At 33.1% G+C, this 14,039-nt stretch carries 33 protein-coding genes; 20 read left to right on the top strand and 13 right to left on the bottom strand.

Annotation, left to right across the window (positions count from 1 at the left end; translation table 11 throughout):
* Window positions 1–8: 8 nt before the first annotated feature.
* From arfB to EW15_RS06280, 3 genes are all read left to right on the top strand, one after another.
* Window positions 9–431 (top strand): alternative ribosome rescue aminoacyl-tRNA hydrolase ArfB, encoded by a 423-nt coding sequence (arfB, locus tag EW15_RS06290; protein ID WP_038653280.1) that lies wholly within the window; start codon window positions 9–11, stop codon window positions 429–431.
* 434 nt (window positions 432–865) lie between these two features.
* Window positions 866–1,048: a hypothetical protein gene (locus tag EW15_RS06285; RefSeq protein ID WP_038655270.1), complete on the top strand. Its 183-nt coding sequence runs from the start codon at window positions 866–868 to the stop codon at window positions 1,046–1,048.
* A 247-nt stretch (window positions 1,049–1,295) separates the two neighbouring features.
* Entirely contained in the window at window positions 1,296–1,637 is a 342-nt protein-coding gene (locus tag EW15_RS06280; RefSeq protein WP_038653277.1) for a hypothetical protein, read from the top strand.
* Window positions 1,638–1,785: 148 nt separating this feature from the next.
* Here EW15_RS06280 and EW15_RS10885 read toward each other — a convergent pair whose 3' ends face one another.
* Window positions 1,786–1,950: a hypothetical protein gene (locus tag EW15_RS10885; RefSeq protein ID WP_156095753.1), complete on the bottom strand. Its 165-nt coding sequence runs from the start codon at window positions 1,948–1,950 to the stop codon at window positions 1,786–1,788.
* A 398-nt stretch (window positions 1,951–2,348) separates the two neighbouring features.
* On the opposite strand from EW15_RS10885, the gene EW15_RS06275 reads away from it, so the two are divergent.
* From EW15_RS06275 to EW15_RS06260, 4 genes are read left to right on the top strand one after another with little or no spacing between them, the layout of a single operon-like run.
* Window positions 2,349–2,555 carry a high light inducible protein gene (locus EW15_RS06275; RefSeq protein WP_038651323.1) on the top strand — a complete coding sequence of 69 codons (207 nt, stop codon included), beginning with the start codon at window positions 2,349–2,351 and terminating at the stop codon, window positions 2,553–2,555.
* Between the two features lie 20 nt (window positions 2,556–2,575).
* Window positions 2,576–2,695: a high light inducible protein gene (locus EW15_RS06270; protein WP_011294968.1), complete on the top strand. Its 120-nt coding sequence runs from the start codon at window positions 2,576–2,578 to the stop codon at window positions 2,693–2,695.
* Complete coding sequence (locus EW15_RS06265) at window positions 2,695–2,841, top strand: high light inducible protein (protein ID WP_038653026.1); 147 nt, start codon at window positions 2,695–2,697, stop codon at window positions 2,839–2,841. The genes EW15_RS06270 and EW15_RS06265 overlap by 1 nt, the downstream gene beginning before the upstream one ends.
* Window positions 2,841–2,966 (top strand): chlorophyll a/b-binding protein, encoded by a 126-nt coding sequence (locus EW15_RS06260; protein WP_011294605.1) that lies wholly within the window; start codon window positions 2,841–2,843, stop codon window positions 2,964–2,966. Before EW15_RS06265 ends, EW15_RS06260 begins: the two co-directional genes overlap by 1 nt.
* A gap of 80 nt (window positions 2,967–3,046) precedes the next feature.
* Here EW15_RS06260 and EW15_RS06255 read toward each other — a convergent pair whose 3' ends face one another.
* Both EW15_RS06255 and EW15_RS11480 read right to left on the bottom strand, forming a co-directional pair.
* Window positions 3,047–3,328 carry a hypothetical protein gene (locus EW15_RS06255; protein WP_038653274.1) on the bottom strand — a complete coding sequence of 94 codons (282 nt, stop codon included), beginning with the start codon at window positions 3,326–3,328 and terminating at the stop codon, window positions 3,047–3,049.
* Window positions 3,329–3,409: 81 nt separating this feature from the next.
* Window positions 3,410–3,550 (bottom strand): hypothetical protein, encoded by a 141-nt coding sequence (locus EW15_RS11480; RefSeq protein ID WP_225866534.1) that lies wholly within the window; start codon window positions 3,548–3,550, stop codon window positions 3,410–3,412.
* A 539-nt stretch (window positions 3,551–4,089) separates the two neighbouring features.
* On the opposite strand from EW15_RS11480, the gene EW15_RS06245 reads away from it, so the two are divergent.
* From EW15_RS06245 to EW15_RS06235, 3 genes are all read left to right on the top strand, one after another.
* A complete protein-coding gene (locus EW15_RS06245; RefSeq protein WP_038653271.1) occupies window positions 4,090–4,380 on the top strand; it encodes a hypothetical protein in 291 nt (96 codons plus the stop codon).
* Window positions 4,381–5,125: 745 nt separating this feature from the next.
* Window positions 5,126–5,323: a hypothetical protein gene (locus EW15_RS06240; protein ID WP_038653268.1), complete on the top strand. Its 198-nt coding sequence runs from the start codon at window positions 5,126–5,128 to the stop codon at window positions 5,321–5,323.
* Between the two features lie 286 nt (window positions 5,324–5,609).
* Complete coding sequence (locus EW15_RS06235) at window positions 5,610–5,951, top strand: hypothetical protein (protein ID WP_225866533.1); 342 nt, start codon at window positions 5,610–5,612, stop codon at window positions 5,949–5,951.
* A 22-nt stretch (window positions 5,952–5,973) separates the two neighbouring features.
* Here the strand turns inward: EW15_RS06235 and EW15_RS10880 are convergent, their stop codons facing one another.
* The 3 genes from EW15_RS10880 to EW15_RS10575 all read right to left on the bottom strand — a co-directional run bounded on the left by EW15_RS10880 (window position 5,974) and on the right by EW15_RS10575 (window position 7,695).
* Entirely contained in the window at window positions 5,974–6,138 is a 165-nt protein-coding gene (locus tag EW15_RS10880) for a hypothetical protein (protein WP_156095761.1), read from the bottom strand.
* Window positions 6,139–7,120: 982 nt separating this feature from the next.
* Window positions 7,121–7,291, bottom strand: coding sequence for a hypothetical protein (locus EW15_RS10875; RefSeq protein WP_156095760.1), 171 nt, complete (start codon window positions 7,289–7,291; stop codon window positions 7,121–7,123).
* A 269-nt stretch (window positions 7,292–7,560) separates the two neighbouring features.
* A complete protein-coding gene (locus EW15_RS10575; protein WP_071841055.1) occupies window positions 7,561–7,695 on the bottom strand; it encodes a Photosystem I reaction center subunit IX in 135 nt (44 codons plus the stop codon).
* 260 nt (window positions 7,696–7,955) lie between these two features.
* On the opposite strand from EW15_RS10575, the gene EW15_RS06225 reads away from it, so the two are divergent.
* Both EW15_RS06225 and EW15_RS11290 read left to right on the top strand, forming a co-directional pair.
* Complete coding sequence (locus EW15_RS06225) at window positions 7,956–8,510, top strand: hypothetical protein (RefSeq protein WP_038653264.1); 555 nt, start codon at window positions 7,956–7,958, stop codon at window positions 8,508–8,510.
* A gap of 121 nt (window positions 8,511–8,631) precedes the next feature.
* On the top strand, window positions 8,632–8,802 hold the full coding sequence (locus tag EW15_RS11290) for a hypothetical protein (protein ID WP_011295011.1): 171 nt from the start codon (window positions 8,632–8,634) through the stop codon (window positions 8,800–8,802).
* A gap of 112 nt (window positions 8,803–8,914) precedes the next feature.
* On the opposite strand, the gene EW15_RS06220 is transcribed toward EW15_RS11290, so the two are convergent.
* Window positions 8,915–9,214: a DUF3303 domain-containing protein gene (locus EW15_RS06220; protein WP_038653261.1), complete on the bottom strand. Its 300-nt coding sequence runs from the start codon at window positions 9,212–9,214 to the stop codon at window positions 8,915–8,917.
* Between the two features lie 527 nt (window positions 9,215–9,741).
* Here EW15_RS06220 and EW15_RS06215 point away from each other — a divergent pair.
* Window positions 9,742–10,074 (top strand): hypothetical protein, encoded by a 333-nt coding sequence (locus tag EW15_RS06215; protein WP_038653255.1) that lies wholly within the window; start codon window positions 9,742–9,744, stop codon window positions 10,072–10,074.
* Window positions 10,075–10,222: 148 nt separating this feature from the next.
* Here EW15_RS06215 and EW15_RS06210 read toward each other — a convergent pair whose 3' ends face one another.
* A complete protein-coding gene (locus tag EW15_RS06210; protein WP_156095759.1) occupies window positions 10,223–10,411 on the bottom strand; it encodes a hypothetical protein in 189 nt (62 codons plus the stop codon).
* A 254-nt stretch (window positions 10,412–10,665) separates the two neighbouring features.
* On the opposite strand from EW15_RS06210, the gene EW15_RS11285 reads away from it, so the two are divergent.
* Window positions 10,666–10,806, top strand: coding sequence for a hypothetical protein (locus EW15_RS11285; RefSeq protein ID WP_181414053.1), 141 nt, complete (start codon window positions 10,666–10,668; stop codon window positions 10,804–10,806).
* Between the two features lie 14 nt (window positions 10,807–10,820).
* Here EW15_RS11285 and EW15_RS11280 read toward each other — a convergent pair whose 3' ends face one another.
* The gene (locus EW15_RS11280) at window positions 10,821–10,988 is read right to left on the bottom strand and encodes a hypothetical protein (RefSeq protein WP_197049658.1); all 168 of its coding nucleotides are present in this window, start codon (window positions 10,986–10,988) and stop codon (window positions 10,821–10,823) included.
* 158 nt (window positions 10,989–11,146) lie between these two features.
* Between EW15_RS11280 and EW15_RS06205 the strand changes: the two genes are divergently transcribed.
* The 4 genes from EW15_RS06205 to EW15_RS06185 all read left to right on the top strand — a co-directional run bounded on the left by EW15_RS06205 (window position 11,147) and on the right by EW15_RS06185 (window position 12,486).
* Entirely contained in the window at window positions 11,147–11,611 is a 465-nt protein-coding gene (locus EW15_RS06205; protein ID WP_038653249.1) for a hypothetical protein, read from the top strand.
* Between the two features lie 59 nt (window positions 11,612–11,670).
* Window positions 11,671–11,826, top strand: a complete 156-nt coding sequence (locus EW15_RS06200) for a hypothetical protein (protein WP_225866532.1) — start codon at window positions 11,671–11,673, stop codon at window positions 11,824–11,826.
* 10 nt (window positions 11,827–11,836) lie between these two features.
* Window positions 11,837–12,088: a hypothetical protein gene (locus tag EW15_RS06195; RefSeq protein ID WP_225866531.1), complete on the top strand. Its 252-nt coding sequence runs from the start codon at window positions 11,837–11,839 to the stop codon at window positions 12,086–12,088.
* A gap of 215 nt (window positions 12,089–12,303) precedes the next feature.
* On the top strand, window positions 12,304–12,486 hold the full coding sequence (locus EW15_RS06185) for a hypothetical protein (RefSeq protein WP_038653235.1): 183 nt from the start codon (window positions 12,304–12,306) through the stop codon (window positions 12,484–12,486).
* A gap of 51 nt (window positions 12,487–12,537) precedes the next feature.
* Here the strand turns inward: EW15_RS06185 and EW15_RS06180 are convergent, their stop codons facing one another.
* Window positions 12,538–12,750: a hypothetical protein gene (locus EW15_RS06180; RefSeq protein WP_038653232.1), complete on the bottom strand. Its 213-nt coding sequence runs from the start codon at window positions 12,748–12,750 to the stop codon at window positions 12,538–12,540.
* Window positions 12,751–12,946: 196 nt separating this feature from the next.
* Between EW15_RS06180 and EW15_RS11275 the strand changes: the two genes are divergently transcribed.
* Window positions 12,947–13,102 (top strand): hypothetical protein, encoded by a 156-nt coding sequence (locus EW15_RS11275; protein WP_197049657.1) that lies wholly within the window; start codon window positions 12,947–12,949, stop codon window positions 13,100–13,102.
* 70 nt (window positions 13,103–13,172) lie between these two features.
* Entirely contained in the window at window positions 13,173–13,418 is a 246-nt protein-coding gene (locus EW15_RS06175) for a hypothetical protein (RefSeq protein WP_038653229.1), read from the top strand.
* 108 nt (window positions 13,419–13,526) lie between these two features.
* On the opposite strand, the gene EW15_RS11270 is transcribed toward EW15_RS06175, so the two are convergent.
* The 3 genes from EW15_RS11270 to EW15_RS11610 are packed head-to-tail and all read right to left on the bottom strand — an operon-like array spanning window position 13,527 to window position 13,961.
* On the bottom strand, window positions 13,527–13,694 hold the full coding sequence (locus tag EW15_RS11270; protein ID WP_197049656.1) for a hypothetical protein: 168 nt from the start codon (window positions 13,692–13,694) through the stop codon (window positions 13,527–13,529).
* Entirely contained in the window at window positions 13,694–13,828 is a 135-nt protein-coding gene (locus tag EW15_RS11615; protein WP_255327215.1) for a hypothetical protein, read from the bottom strand. Before EW15_RS11615 ends, EW15_RS11270 begins: the two co-directional genes overlap by 1 nt.
* A gap of 4 nt (window positions 13,829–13,832) precedes the next feature.
* Window positions 13,833–13,961: a hypothetical protein gene (locus tag EW15_RS11610; protein ID WP_255327214.1), complete on the bottom strand. Its 129-nt coding sequence runs from the start codon at window positions 13,959–13,961 to the stop codon at window positions 13,833–13,835.
* Between the last annotated feature and the right edge of the window lie 78 nt (window positions 13,962–14,039).

Below are 14,039 nucleotides of genomic sequence, written 5' to 3'. Positions count from 1 at the left end.
GTAGACAAATGAATCTTAGGATTAATACTAAGCTTGAAATACCAGGTAATGAAATAAAGTGGAGATTCTCTAGATCATCAGGAGCTGGTGGACAGAACGTAAATAAGACAGACAGTCGAGCTGAAATTGTATTTAACGTATCTGAATCAAAAACTTTAACTCCATACCAGAAATATAGAATCTCAATTCAGGATGAAGTCAAGCTTTCTAATGGTTGTATTTGCATAGCTGTTCAAGATAAAAGAACACAATATCAAAATAGACAATTAGCTTTAATTAGACTTACTTCAACCTTACGAGAGCTTTTAAAGCCACCTCCAAAGAAAAGAAGGGAGACAATCCCTACTCGCTCATCACAGAGGAGGAGAATTGAGTCAAAGAAGAAAAGAGGTGAATTAAAAAGGAATAGGCAATCAAAAATAGATTATTAAAACCTTAGGAAGGAAAATAACAAAATCGTTTAAAATAACAGTTATAGATGAAATTCAGGAATAGATAAGATTTTCAACTTAGTCCTTATATCGGTTTAGTCTGATTCACCATTTATACATATAATTGTTTTTAGTCCTTACTTCTGTATTCGAAGGTTTGTTTCTTTGCCTTTTTTATAGGGAGAAGAAAAAGTTTATCAATAGATAAATAGATAGAGATTTATATCTGCTAACCGATAGGTTTGGATATCATCTTTTGTAGGTGATAAGTGTCCTGAGCTTGCGAAGCCTAAATTACAGAAGAGACATATCTTGCACTGTTCAACGCCTATTCAATTCATGTCTCTTGTTAATAAAAGTAGAGTTTCTTATTGTTTTTATGCTTAGTTTGACAGTTGAATTATCTTGAAGCATCAGACCTTTTTTTACTAAATATGGGAGAAGCCAAAAGAAGAAAAGTTTTGGGATTACCTCCTAGAGAAAAGAAGATAAAGCAAAAGGAAAAGAAAGCTGGTTTTATAAGCAATCTCTCAGCCAAATATCCTTTTTTGCCCTTTATTCTTGGAGGTGTTCTTTTAGCTGTTCTTATTGTTGATCTTGTGAATTACTACAAATAAATGGATAGATTGAATGGTCTCTTGCAGTTTGTTGACCGAGTGTGATCAAAAGCTTCGAAACTTTTTCAGCACAGAACTGCAAAAATAAATATTTAACGGTTAAATATTTAGAGCAAATAAGTTCATACAGAACTGACTAGGAATTTGGTGATATTGACTGGAATGACTGATTGAGCATTAAGACTTATTGTTTTTTTGTAATGGTTGATACAAAAATGCTTGTCATTCTAGGAATGGAGTATTAGCTATGTCACTTAGAAAGCCATTCCATGTAACTGTTAATGGTGGATCAATTCATTGCTTGGATGGATTGTCGGGACGAATCTTTAGAGCTTGTTCTGCAAATCAATGCACTTACACTGGGGACCTACACAGTGCTAAATCGTTTTTAGATTTTATCGAAAACAACACTATCAAATTTCTTCCTTCTGGACAATCGAAGGACAACATTCCATTTCAGCGTAAAACTACTCTCAAATGGAATACTGATGGAAGTCTCTCCTCTGTAGACATGGCTAGGATATTAAGTCGTCTTGAACAAACAAATTTGACTGAATGTGAACTCTCTTGTCAATGGGGAACCGCCTAAACAAAGAGATTTAAACAGTTTATGAACGTTTTCTTTTAAATAGTAATTAAATCCTTATCTGTTACGACTAGTGCAAATAATGTGAATTCGAATAAAAAACTAGTCCCAATAATATAAATCAATTGATCTAGGTGAGCTAACTAATAACCTAGATAGTAGTCATGTAAGCGAGGAATCCAACTGGAACGAAGAGTAAGGCAGCAATGGTAAAGCGAACAAATTTGCCTGTTCCTGAATCTCTTGAATAATCAGTGAAATGCTTTGTGTTGTTCCACTCGGACCAATTCTTTGGACTGTTATCAGATGATGTCATTGTAAGTTAAGCAAATACGGTAGAACCAACTTCATAAGCACCAATTAATAGAAGTAGTGCAGGAAGATTCCAGAGAACGATTAGTTTTGCAGCAGTAGTTTTGTTGATTGCAAGCATGACTCAAAGTTTGATCTGGTTGGTATAAAAAGATGATTTAAATATAAAAGAAGCCCTCAATACGAGTAGGACGGTTGAAGTAGTGCTAACCAGTTCGGGCTATTTATACTTATTAGAGTCATCAATAGATCTAATCATTGGATAAATATCTCTCTAATTAGTTGTTGTATTTAGTGTTTGAGGTTTAGAGCTATTAAGGATGAGAAGAAGCCGTACCCGACCGTATCTTTGATCAACAAAGTTAATACTTTATGTTCATTCACATCAACGCAATTTCAGTAATGACAAGTTCATCTTCTTCTCAGGTAATCACTGAGTACGGCAAGCAAAACATCTTTGGCCGTGAAACACAGCCACAGCTTGTAGAGGACTACACCAGCTATCCAGAAGAAGCAGAAAAGACAAATGGCCGTTGGGCAATGATCGGAATGGTCAGTCTTTTGGTTTCATACTTCACAACAGGTCAAATCATTCCTGGAATTTTCTAAACCAATAACTACTAATAACAATGCAACCATCTAACAAAACAATCCTAGAAAGAAGCATCGGCAGACCAGCCATGATGGCATTCGTTCTACTAACAGGTATCTACCTAACAACCGGTCAACTTATCCCAGGTGTTGTTTAATGAAAAAACAAACGACTGAAACTCCAAGAGTAGAAGAAGGCAAAGTAATTGCTGAAAGACTCAATGGTTACGCAGCATTTGTTGGATGCTGGGCACTCATCGGTGCATATCTAACAACAGGTCAAATCATTCCAGGTGTTGTGTAATGAACAAAGAAACTAACTACTGGAAAACAGCCGAGCAAATGAATGGCCGCCTTGCGATGATGGGCTTCTTTGCAGCTGTGATTAACTACGGAATAACAGGCTGGATCATTCCAGGAATAGTTTAATTCTGATTCTTAAGATCTAATCAAAAAGGACCTCTTCTCTGTCATTACAGAAGAGGTCTTTTTGATTTCATTAGGTTGATTTATTTTTTTACAATATTCCCTCTTTCAAATTTCTTATAAATCAAATAACCAATAAGAAATAGAACAATAAGAGAAAAATTCTGATTAAAGATCTCAATTATTAGATAAGCAAATACTGGGATTAATAAAAATCTTTTGGCCGATAGCCTTTCTTCAGATGTTAAATGTTTCCACTCCAAATACCTTCTCCATTGAAAGACTCTTTTCATCTCTCTTCCTTCAGGTTTTGCTCTATTGAAGAAGCTATTAAGCAAAGTTCTTAGATCATCTAAACGGTTCATGAACTCATCATGCCACTTTTTTTTCGATACATCAGATTGGCTGTGATTATTGGTGATTTTAACTATATATTTTAAAATAGTTTACAGATCTAATACTTTTGGATTCCTTGGTTTGTCCCATATATCAATTGACTTTTTGTCAAAACTATTCGCATCTTCATCTCCTAGGGACAAATGAGCATCTCTCATAAGTTGCACATACTTGAGCTTAAGTTCATCCATCCTTATCTCTTGATCTACATTATTTACAGAAGCTTTTTTCTTGTAAGGTCCCCGAGAGAAATATCACTCGCTGTTATGCTCGCTGTGCATTCAAAATAATTCTAAAATAGTTGTATCGAGAAGTGAGAGGGTGTTATGCAGGAGTCCCCTTCAATCTCTATTAGGAGTTAAACCGACTCTTGTCTAATCTGTCTTGAAGGTTTCAAGAGTGTGTTTGATGTTTTTTCGATTTTAGGAATTATGTGATTTTTTTTGGTCATCTCGAGTTGTTTATGATTGTTTATCAGTTGTGATGAAATTTGTTAATTTCAAATCTATAAAATAAATATGAGAATAGGGGTAATCCACTTGAACCTCAATTAATTGCTTCCAATCAAAAGATTGGTCTAGGTAAGACAACATAAATGCTGATAAAAGTTCTAATTTTGAAAGGATTAGATACTTGTTATTATCACAATAACTTTGAGTATTATTAGAGTTGACTGGATTATCTCATGATTAGAGTGTAAAATAAATAATATGGGGTTTAATTTTTTAAAATGCCATTAAAGAAAAAGTCAGCATCAGTTCCATGGGAGCTGAAAGAGGGGGAAGATAATTATTTAAAAGAGCCTTGGATTCTTAAGAAAGGAAAAGAGATTATTACCATCGAGACAAATAACAATAATAGAGGAAATTTTTATCTTCAGAAAGATGATGAAAAACGTCTCTCTTTAAGCGCTTTGCAAGCTAAATTGACATATCATCAACTCATTGAGTTTGGTTATAAGCTTAAAAAAACAAAGAGGAAAATTATAAAAACGAAAGAGGTTACTGATGAATCATTCTAGATGAACAACTATTCTGTTTAAGCAAGAAATACTGATTTTTAGATTAGATTTATTAGCTACTAAAGCTATCTTTACTTTTAACGAAAATTTCTTTAAAGTTTTTTCATATCTATTAGAAGATGTAGATCAAGCTTTTAGTAAAAATATTAAGGTGATTTGAATGAATATTGCAAAAGCAGTTATTACTAACCAAAGAAATAGTAAATCTCAACTCTTTTGAAAATGAGGTTGGTTTATCTTCTTATGACTTAGCCTTGATTTCAATTAAAAAATCACAACAAAACCAAATCATATTTTATTGATTCTTCAAAAACTTTTTTTGATCTAAGGCAGAGTTCAAATCGTCTACTTTATGGTGGTATGAAGGCAAGCAATTATAAAGTAGCTATTTATTTGTGTATAGCTGTAAGAACTAATACTAACCTTATCAATATAAGTCTCGTAATTTAATTCAAATAATTGGTTGTTAATCTTTATTTAATTGCTTAACTAATGAAAGAAACAATTACTGAATTGTCCTCTATATTCAATTCAGACAAAGCTCAAAATATGACGGCCGTGTTGCCATGATTTGAGTCATCTATGGCATCTGTGCAGGTGCAATTATCGACAATTTATTCCCATTGTGTTCTGGTTCAAGTAAATACATTCCTTGCGATGAGAAGAGGTTGTGATAATTTTTACTAAGTAATGAATAAAATTAATAGAATGGCCTTATATGCTTCGGATTAATCGATGAGAATTTATGCTAACTAATTTATTTGCTTCTGCATTCCCATGGCTCTGGCTTGCTGGAACAGATCTTGGGATAAATCATTTCACTACTGACTTAATCCTTGTTGTTTCATTTGCAATTTTGACAGCTCTACCCATGTCATTCCTAAGACCAACAATTAAAAAGTGGGAACAAGCTGGAGTAAAGAGTTCTCTTTTTACAAAGTAGATTTTTGAAATTAAAAGCTGATTTCTCTAGGGGGCATTAGCCCCTTTTTTTTTGAGCTAATACAACGGGTTGAATTTTTTCTCTCATTCGATTTAATTGAAACAAACTTTTCGATTTTTGTTCCATCACAGCTTTCTTGAAGAAAAGATTTCTAAAATTAAAAAAGATTTGATGTTCAAAAAATTCCAATGAGGATGGAGAAAAAACGGGAAACAATGGCTTATTTGAACAAGATTTAAAACGAAATAATCAAGTTATAAGCCTAATTTATTAATAAGAAAGTAGGGTGGTTTTAGTTAAGGTTGCCGTTATGACTGCTACTGCTGCTCTAAGAGTAAAAGATCAGGAATTAATGCCATTTGGATCGGTTGAATCAGCAAGAGTAAATTCATTCGGAGATTTTGTTCCATCAATTTTGAACGAAACGGAAGCAAATGAAGAAAAGGCAAAAAATGATTTTGTAAATATTTTCATTTGTCATTTAATTTTTTATGCAGTTTTTTGCATTTCTCTTGTTTTGCACATCCTTATTGATCTTGGCCTTGGATCGTTCGTAAAAAATCAATTTCTTCAGTTGATTGAAAATTCAAATAATAAATTTTTTGAGAAAAATCCTGCTTTCGCTTGATTAAAGAATGTTTATAAATTAACTATGCTCTGCAGTTAATTCGAGGTGTGTTTTTAGATTTTTGGCAAACTATTTGATGCCATATGAGATTGGCTTCTTTTGCTAAATCCATATATTCATTTCTGCCTTCAGCATTCTTCATTCTCAATAATGTGAATGCGTACCTATAGGTTAGTTTTTTGGTCATAATCATCAAGTCGATAGATAGAAGGATGTATCCAAGGATCAAAATTGATTGTATTTAATGTAACAGAATGAACTTTTTATCTCGTAACACCAATCATTGGAACTATTTATCTAGCCAGTTACTTTTTATCTCATCTTCTTGTTTATATGGTATGTGAGACAAAATGACAGATTTCATTCTGGAATTTTTTGAATTAAGATTTGAAAAATTTGAAATAAGTCGCCTTGGCTGAAGGCTATTAAACTTTTCCATATTAAAGGCGGAGATAAAAGGAGAACAGATCATATGTTGCCTCTTAGGACAATTAAAAAAGGAGGAATTGCCAAAACATCATCCAAAAAACATGTCTAGAAATTAGACATAGTCTATTTTTGTGGTTGTTGAGGTGACTGTTTTTTGATTTTTTATTGGTTGAGTATTACAACCAATAAAAATTGAATTCAACTTATTTATTAAAGTGTTTTGCCTATTTCTGATAAAGTTGGAATCCCAAGAAGACAAATTACCATCTATTAAAATCAAAGAATAAATTTCAACTCTTATGGGAGATAAGAAGAAAAAGAAGAAATGCAAAAAGAAGAAATGCTCTGCTTGGAAGGGGGGTAAATGTATTTGTCATGGTCAATAAAGACAATCATCAATAATCCGGCCGAGTTGTTCGACACACCCTTTTAGGATAGTCAAAATCTTAATTTGTGGAATGTATGTCTAGGTAGGCCACTACCTCGCCCAAGCAATGTTGAGAGGAATGTTGCCTTTAAGTTGTTATGGCAGGCTAACTAGATGGAAATCATTTTAACCATAATTGTTCAACCAACTTAATTAGTTAAAAATGACATCGTCTATGAGCCAAACAAGTGAATCTGATCGCTTTACGATTTCTGTCTTGCTGCTTTTTCCTGTTGGTTTTCTCTCTTAAATGACAACTATCTATATTTTTGATATTTCTTACTGGTTTTTAAGGTCAATTATCATTTTCTTTCTAGTTTTTCAACCTAGTTGTAAATGCATCACCTTCAACAAAAATCTTTTTTCGATTAATACCTGCTGGCAAAGCAAAAATCAGTACTATAGACAGGAAAACAATTAAATCTAGTGGGAACCTACCAATTCCCCACTCTGAGAAAGCCAATGCTAGAGGTGTGATTTGCATCTTTAGTTTTTGTTAGTCACCCAAAATTTATATGAAGTTATTAAATTTTAAATATCGGCTTAGCAAAAGTTATTGATAGAGATTGGAATCATTAATAACTACGTCACAACAGTCACTGACATATGTCAGTGTTTTTGAGAATCCGCAGCAAGGTATTGGAAAAGTCCCAATTACTCCAATAAACTTGCTAAAAACTTTGACCACCATATCCTTGTGAATCGTAAGTTAATTTTAATTGTGTAATTATTTATTCAGGTTCAAATACTACGTCAACTCATGGGCATAAATAAATAGTCAGGTAAATAGCTATTTAAACCAATAAGGATGACTGCAGTGCTTGAAAGCCATAGTGTTGCAAGAACAGGTGCGGATCTAAACCATTTTGTACGAAAGATTTTAAACATTGAAAATTTGAGTGTATGTAAGACAAAGTTTTTGAGTTTTTCGAAAGCATTTGAGTTAAACAATATCTTTCCTTGTGTAAGGAAAGGAGTAAAACTTAATGACAACTCTTAATTATGTGTAGTTATAAATCCTCTAATTAACTAGTGGGGGTAGGAAAACACTACTTTGATAGTTTAATAAGTTTTGGTGCTCGAATTAAATCCGTTGGGTAATATCAAAAAGTAACTAAAAAATATCGTGACTTCGACTCACGTACTAAATGGTTAAACTGTTAATCTCACCTCTGCTAATCGTAGGATTATTGTCTCCAGTTGCTACAAAGGCAGAAGTATATAATGCCTTATGTGATATTGACCAATCCACTTCAAGTAATGACGACTCAAGTATTGAGGTTTCTAATTGTCAAATAACTCTTTCAGAGGAGGGGTTTTTAGGACCAACCGATTTTATCCCTAAAGATAATATTTCGCAGTGGTACTCGGTCCGACAAGAAGATAATCTTCTCCTCGGTGTTGCTGGTGCCGCTGGCGGGACCTATACAGGAGCATTTGTGGGCATTGCAGTATGTGGTGCAAGTGCAGGAATTTTATGTATACCAGCTCTCCTTGGAGGTGTTTATGGAGGAGGTCGTCTAGGATCTCAAGTAGGAAAAGGTAAAAATTTCTTATTTTCAGTCATTGGTCAGAATTCTGAAGGGAGTACCGTTGCTCAGAATTTTAGAATGCTTAAAAGGAAAACTTCCAAAAAGCTTAAAAAGGATTTATATGAAATTACTGGTTTAAAAATGGGGCAAGTCAAAATTGTTGGCAAATGAAGTGTATTTTTCTAAAACCATTAATTCTCAAATAATATTGGTATTAGAAGAAATGGTGGGTGCTATGAAAAGTTGTGTCTATATATAGTTTCAGTTCATCAAATAAATAACTCTAAAGCTGATGAGTAAGAAAAAGAAGGCAAAAAAAACAAATACCAAAAATGTTCAAAAAGTTCTTGAACAACAACCTGAAAAAAACAATACTCTTGTTTTTGGTGGGATTCTACTTGCAATGAGTTCCATAGGTCTTTTGATTTTTGTACTTAGCGATAAGGTGTTTCATCTGAGTTAAGCCTTTCTGTGTTCATTAATAATTACTTTTGAGAGAAATATCTTTTAATTTTTTGCTTCCAGTGCAAATTATCAAGGGGTTCAGACCCCTCTAACTTTTAAGACTTTGATTGCTAATCCAACTCTTTATGAACAGCAAGATATTCACTATCAGTAAGAACAGGAATGACCTCAACATCATTCCCAAATCCTTTACACCAAGGCTGGCACCATTTCCAAACTGCTTTGTGATCTGATGCTTTGACAATCGCCCATCCACTAGCTCCTTCAGGATTTACGACTCTGTTTATGACCTCAAAACCTTCAAACTTGTCTGATTCGCAACCACTTTCAACATATTGAGCAAAGACGTCAGCCCCTTTCATATGTGCTTCTTGATCAGGAAATTGCCAATGAATTAAATAAGTTTGCATTAACTACTAAGAAAAAATCATTACTACTCATTTTTAATAAAAAAATGTTAGCTGATCACTAATCATGTTGATAAGCTAATTAGCTTCATTAAAGCTATCTCTTGGTCTGGCTGAAGGTAAAAATGTATAGCAATGAATAAATCAAACCGAACCATGTAAACCGAATATCACTCCCGCACACTTTTGTTTGAAGTACCACATAATAAAAAATTAAACATTTAGCAATGACTTACTTCAATAGGGTCTCATTAGAAGAAGTATTAGAAGAGGATATTTTCTTCAACTACGAACAATATTCAAATTTTTTAGAAGATTCTGAGTGGTAATGAAAACAACTGAATTACTTTTGATTTTTTTCTCATTGTCTTTTTCTTTTTTAGGAATATCTTTGCTTGTTTTTTATTAGATATTATTCATCCTTTTTTACACGGCTGACTTTTATCGGATTAATTACTTATGTTCATTAGATTTAAAAAGTGCTTTTATATTGAATAAGTAATCACAATCTTAGCTTTCGATTTTACCTGATGGAAGATCAAATTATTGCTGCCGAAAAAAGCACATCTATTTCCGCCGAAATATGCCATTGGTCAGGAGCTGTATTTGGTGTTTTGTTTGGTTTAGGTTTCTTCTTGGCTGAAATTCAAAAGAATGACTTAAAGTCTTTACCTTGGTGGAAGCCAATCTCTGCCCTTGTGGCTGGAGCAGCAGTTTCAGCTCACGGTAACAATGTTGCTAATAATAAAAGGACAGCAGAATTAACGGCTTTGTTGGTGAGATCAACAAATAGCGCGTCCGAGTTGCCGATAGCAAAGTCTTCAGAATATTCTGATCTTTTGGAGGACTCTGATAATCAATGACTTACTAATCTATTCAGCGATAGAATTGTCAGTCTAATATTTTATAAGGTTTCTTCTTTGTTAAATAGCGAGAAAAGAGAAACCTAAAAACGTCAATGACAATGATGAAAATATTAAAAGTAGTTCAGTGTATTTCATTTGATGACCTCTAGAAATTTACTCTTTGTGGTTGAACTTGATAAGAACAGATACCAAATTGCAAACACTCCATTTCTTCATCGTTATTTGATGGATGTTTTGAAAAGCTGAGTCTTTCAGATAGTTGACTAAGAACAAGACGAGCAGCATTTTCAGCAGCCTCTGTAGTCAATTGAGCAAATCGATTTCCGTAGGACATAAACACGCTCGAAGATCCACGTTTTATTTCTACTCCTATTGGGTGAATGATACCTAGAGAATAAACACTTAAGTATTTATTCTGTTTCAATAATCAATAGTTTTTTCTATCAAGATTTTTAAATTTTAGCAACTTGTTTTTCTTGAAATTATTTGAAGATTTCAAATTAGGTATACAACATTTTAATAGCTGTAGGGATTGGCTTTTTTAGATTATTAGGTTTAATAGATTTAAAATTTAGTTGAAATTGATTGATGAGCGGTGATACCCTGCTTTCTCATTTGCCAGTAAAATTTTATTCTGATGAAATGACTGAAACCAAAAAGATCATTTATTTAGAACGAAAATTTCATGAATTAGATGAATTTATTGAAAATATTCCTGAAGTGGCATGATGTTGGATTTATTTTTATCCAAAATACAACTCCTCTGGTCTAGGTGAATGGGCTTGAACAGCACAAATCCCAAACTGTAAACATTCCTGTTCATCGTCCTTTCGTTGCTTTTCAGTTTGAATATTACTGATGAATATTGCTTGGATGTTGTGAATTAGAGGTTTGAATGGATTAAAAGACATAATTAAACTCCTTAATTACTCTTTACATTTCTACTCTAATCATGACTCAAAAACTAGAGAGTAAACCCCAAAGTATTTATACGCCTTTACAGGGTGTGAAGAGGCCGTTTTAAGTATCAAATGATGTGCCTAGATTTAACAATATCTAAATTTACCGAATGATCAAAACAATAATAAGAGCGATGTATTCTGCTTTTATTTCTATTGTCTTAATCTCAATTATTCTGGCTGGCTGGATTTGTTTTGCATTTATTGCCCAACCCACAAAATCTGGGGAAATAATTAATTTGATACAAGATATGTATGAAGGTCAGAAGTCGGTAATCATAAACGTTGTTGATCTTTCGAAATTACTAATAAAGGATAATAGTGAAAGAATAGCGAGCGAAGATAATAATCTTTTAAAAGAATCAGAATTACTGATTGATCAAGAAGACAAGTCACTATTAGATGAGCCCTCAATTCTAGAAGACAGTGGTGATAATCCTCTCGGGATAGTTATTGAACCATCTTTACCTGAAGTAATCGAAGAAAATTTGCCTGAAATTAGTGAAGGACCATTAGATAATGATCAGAGTGAGGTTTCTATGAATGAAATGGAAATAGAAATGGATATGAATTAACTTAGTTAAACGAACTTTCTGAAAAGGGTTTAATATTGATTTGTTTCTTATTTGTACTTATGAATAAAATTCTTCCTTTAATATTAGTCTTTTCTTTTACGACAGCTCCTGTTTTGGCATGGGGTGAAGGTGGATGCTCATTATCAAATAAGAATAAAGCAAGTCAAGATGAGACTGTTGAGCAAGTTGATAGTTCCGATTCTTCCGATAGGTGATTTCATGAGAATGAATGACTCATTGCTATTCAGACTTGTTTCTTGCTCTCTTGGTCTTCTTTTGATTGTCTGTCCTGTTGCTCTTAATGCAGTTGAAATAGATTTATCGCTTAAAGAGTCAGATTCAAGTGAAATTGTTCAAGCTCCTAGCCAAATGACAGAAATGCAGATGAATGATCTTTTTGGTGAAGATCCTTATTTAGGTCAAACTTCATACCTTCAATCCCCTGATGGCTTTACTCAAAGAGATAAATCAAAATAGTGGAACTTTTTATTTATTGAGAAAGCTAGAGTAAAGCGTGGAGAAAAAATGACTTCGCATCAATAAAACATTTTTTTTTAAACAAAGCACTAGATAATTGACCTCCATATATTGAATTAGTTTTCCTTGATTGTATAAATACTTGAGTGTTCCTTCCTATAGATTTCTTAAACCAAAATGAGTAGAAATTAAAAAGGATGTTTAGATGTCTAATCATGCCATTTTCAAAGCAATTGTTTGATAATTTTTCTGGAGCTCCTATCCAGGAGAATGAAATGTCTGAGTTGTTTTCTAATTACAAGCCAAAATATGATGATGATGTGATGGAGTGTTTGCAATTTGGGATCTGTTCTATACGTTCAGCTCCTCCTAGAGAAATACCTTATTTTCATTTTTGAATAATTTACATTGGTTATATAAGTTTTCACTTGTTCTAGTAATTAATTAAGCTAGTGGGCTAGTGTTAGCCAGCGTAAAATTATTAAAATCAAAACAGTCGTAACTAAAGGGAATGCTGGGTAACGAGTTTTAAAATTAGCAGGAGGCCAAGGAGACCATGAGATAAGCCTTCCTTTTGGTTCTTTGAGTAACTCCTTCTTTTCTGAAGTCTTAGAGGTCTTTGGGATGAATCCAAGTTTTTTGTTTCTCTTTGCTTCTCCCATCGTTAATTTATTTAAATCAAAATATTAAAAGGTCAATTTTGAGAGTGTGACTTTGAGGAGAACTATGTTGGTCTTATTTTTTGATTTTTTTAATATAATTTGTCCACGAACATATCCTGAGTTTGACTAGTATTTTAATAGTTGTTTTGGTGCACTCTTCACTAAAGAAGCCTTAGCCTTAAGAATTTCTCGTGCAATGTTTAATGAGAGAAGAAGTATTGAAAGTTTTAATGCTTATCAATGTATTCGTAGCTATCTCGTTGATTTATCAATGCAAGAGTTGATTGAACTTGCTAAAGACTATGGAATCGAAGTAAGTAAAGCTTCTAATTTGAAAAATATTGGAGGTTAACCCTACACGCGGTTGATAATATCCCTTCGCAGAATAATTATTCATAAATCAGAAACCAAGATTTAGTTAAATGAGTAGACACAATGTTCGGGTGAAAGTTAGATCTACGCATGGCTTCATAAAGAATGTAGTCAATAGCAAAGTAGACGATCAACATGAAAAGCTTCATATGTTTACCAAAGTTGTCATGGAAAAGCAGGCATTGAGAGAGAGGTACATTAAGTTAATGAATGATGCAGAAAAAGCGGTTGGAAGAAAAGAGGCTATCTATCTCCTCAGAGATGCCGAAATTATTTGGGATAAAATTAATAGTTAAATGATTGCTTTTTGACTTTCGGAAGTATCATTTAATTATTTGTGTTTTGTCATACCTACAATCCTAATTACCTAAATTCATAGAAATAAATTAGAGTTTCGAGGTTAATTATTGCTCTTGAGTTTTTTCTGCCATTAAATCAACAAGGTCATCAATTATCTCATCTTCATCCTGGCCGATAATTGTCTGTGTCCCTAGGTCAAAGGTAGATTTTAAATCAGAAAGTAATTCTCTATCTTTATGGTTTAGAGGATTTATTTTATCGAAGTCTTGCATTATTTATAAACAGAAGGATCGAAGTTGATCTCAAGTTGATTAGTGTTATTGGAAAATTGATCAAGTCCCCACAACTCACCTCTCTTTGAAGCCTCAACTATTGATTCATAGAACTCAGGGATATGTGATGACATAGTACTAAATGGATATTGGTGAGATACCAGCTGAGAGTTGATGAAAATTGATCACTCCAAAAGAAATAAGAGCTGGGATGAACCAACTAAATGGAAGAAAAATTCTGATTTTAGACTTTGTTTCTTCAGACATAGTTTTACCTCAATCAATTAATGATGTTTCAATTATTTATTTAGCGAGAGCTTGTTTTGTTCGGTTATCTATATAAAA

Source organism: Prochlorococcus sp. MIT 0801, assembly GCF_000757865.1.
Lineage (GTDB): Bacteria > Cyanobacteriota > Cyanobacteriia > PCC-6307 > Cyanobiaceae > Prochlorococcus_B.
The sequence above is the reverse complement of the archived record's forward strand: the minus strand, read 5'-3'. Positions and strand labels throughout refer to the sequence as shown.

What these genes read in the sequence shown, in the direction of transcription:
- EW15_RS06200 (WP_225866532.1), top strand. Translation starts at nt 11,671, where the DNA reads ATGAATAAAATTCTTCCTTTAATATTAGTCTTTTCTTTTACGACAGCT.
- EW15_RS06275 (WP_038651323.1), top strand. Translation starts at nt 2,349, where the DNA reads ATGACAAGTTCATCTTCTTCTCAGGTAATCACTGAGTACGGCAAGCAA.
- EW15_RS06225 (WP_038653264.1), top strand. Translation starts at nt 7,956, where the DNA reads ATGGTTAAACTGTTAATCTCACCTCTGCTAATCGTAGGATTATTGTCT.
- arfB (WP_038653280.1), top strand. Translation starts at nt 9, where the DNA reads ATGAATCTTAGGATTAATACTAAGCTTGAAATACCAGGTAATGAAATA.
- EW15_RS11290 (WP_011295011.1), top strand. Translation starts at nt 8,632, where the DNA reads ATGAGTAAGAAAAAGAAGGCAAAAAAAACAAATACCAAAAATGTTCAA.
- EW15_RS11480 (WP_225866534.1), bottom strand. Translation starts at nt 3,550, where the DNA reads ATGGATGAACTTAAGCTCAAGTATGTGCAACTTATGAGAGATGCTCAT.
- EW15_RS11275 (WP_197049657.1), top strand. Translation starts at nt 12,947, where the DNA reads ATGTTTAATGAGAGAAGAAGTATTGAAAGTTTTAATGCTTATCAATGT.
- EW15_RS10875 (WP_156095760.1), bottom strand. Translation starts at nt 7,291, where the DNA reads ATGCAAATCACACCTCTAGCATTGGCTTTCTCAGAGTGGGGAATTGGT.
- EW15_RS11610 (WP_255327214.1), bottom strand. Translation starts at nt 13,961, where the DNA reads ATGTCTGAAGAAACAAAGTCTAAAATCAGAATTTTTCTTCCATTTAGT.
- EW15_RS06220 (WP_038653261.1), bottom strand. Translation starts at nt 9,214, where the DNA reads ATGCAAACTTATTTAATTCATTGGCAATTTCCTGATCAAGAAGCACAT.
- EW15_RS06280 (WP_038653277.1), top strand. Translation starts at nt 1,296, where the DNA reads ATGTCACTTAGAAAGCCATTCCATGTAACTGTTAATGGTGGATCAATT.
- EW15_RS06205 (WP_038653249.1), top strand. Translation starts at nt 11,147, where the DNA reads ATGATCAAAACAATAATAAGAGCGATGTATTCTGCTTTTATTTCTATT.
- EW15_RS10885 (WP_156095753.1), bottom strand. Translation starts at nt 1,950, where the DNA reads ATGACATCATCTGATAACAGTCCAAAGAATTGGTCCGAGTGGAACAAC.
- EW15_RS06185 (WP_038653235.1), top strand. Translation starts at nt 12,304, where the DNA reads ATGCCATTTTCAAAGCAATTGTTTGATAATTTTTCTGGAGCTCCTATC.
- EW15_RS11270 (WP_197049656.1), bottom strand. Translation starts at nt 13,694, where the DNA reads ATGCAAGACTTCGATAAAATAAATCCTCTAAACCATAAAGATAGAGAA.
- EW15_RS10575 (WP_071841055.1), bottom strand. Translation starts at nt 7,695, where the DNA reads ATGTTTAAAATCTTTCGTACAAAATGGTTTAGATCCGCACCTGTTCTT.
- EW15_RS06240 (WP_038653268.1), top strand. Translation starts at nt 5,126, where the DNA reads ATGCTAACTAATTTATTTGCTTCTGCATTCCCATGGCTCTGGCTTGCT.
- EW15_RS06175 (WP_038653229.1), top strand. Translation starts at nt 13,173, where the DNA reads ATGAGTAGACACAATGTTCGGGTGAAAGTTAGATCTACGCATGGCTTC.
- EW15_RS11280 (WP_197049658.1), bottom strand. Translation starts at nt 10,988, where the DNA reads ATGTCTTTTAATCCATTCAAACCTCTAATTCACAACATCCAAGCAATA.
- EW15_RS06215 (WP_038653255.1), top strand. Translation starts at nt 9,742, where the DNA reads ATGGAAGATCAAATTATTGCTGCCGAAAAAAGCACATCTATTTCCGCC.
- EW15_RS06265 (WP_038653026.1), top strand. Translation starts at nt 2,695, where the DNA reads ATGAAAAAACAAACGACTGAAACTCCAAGAGTAGAAGAAGGCAAAGTA.
- EW15_RS06270 (WP_011294968.1), top strand. Translation starts at nt 2,576, where the DNA reads ATGCAACCATCTAACAAAACAATCCTAGAAAGAAGCATCGGCAGACCA.
- EW15_RS11285 (WP_181414053.1), top strand. Translation starts at nt 10,666, where the DNA reads ATGAGCGGTGATACCCTGCTTTCTCATTTGCCAGTAAAATTTTATTCT.
- EW15_RS11615 (WP_255327215.1), bottom strand. Translation starts at nt 13,828, where the DNA reads ATGTCATCACATATCCCTGAGTTCTATGAATCAATAGTTGAGGCTTCA.
- EW15_RS06180 (WP_038653232.1), bottom strand. Translation starts at nt 12,750, where the DNA reads ATGGGAGAAGCAAAGAGAAACAAAAAACTTGGATTCATCCCAAAGACC.
- EW15_RS06245 (WP_038653271.1), top strand. Translation starts at nt 4,090, where the DNA reads ATGCCATTAAAGAAAAAGTCAGCATCAGTTCCATGGGAGCTGAAAGAG.
- EW15_RS06285 (WP_038655270.1), top strand. Translation starts at nt 866, where the DNA reads ATGGGAGAAGCCAAAAGAAGAAAAGTTTTGGGATTACCTCCTAGAGAA.
- EW15_RS06195 (WP_225866531.1), top strand. Translation starts at nt 11,837, where the DNA reads ATGAATGACTCATTGCTATTCAGACTTGTTTCTTGCTCTCTTGGTCTT.
- EW15_RS10880 (WP_156095761.1), bottom strand. Translation starts at nt 6,138, where the DNA reads ATGACCAAAAAACTAACCTATAGGTACGCATTCACATTATTGAGAATG.
- EW15_RS06260 (WP_011294605.1), top strand. Translation starts at nt 2,841, where the DNA reads ATGAACAAAGAAACTAACTACTGGAAAACAGCCGAGCAAATGAATGGC.
- EW15_RS06255 (WP_038653274.1), bottom strand. Translation starts at nt 3,328, where the DNA reads ATGAACCGTTTAGATGATCTAAGAACTTTGCTTAATAGCTTCTTCAAT.
- EW15_RS06210 (WP_156095759.1), bottom strand. Translation starts at nt 10,411, where the DNA reads ATGTCCTACGGAAATCGATTTGCTCAATTGACTACAGAGGCTGCTGAA.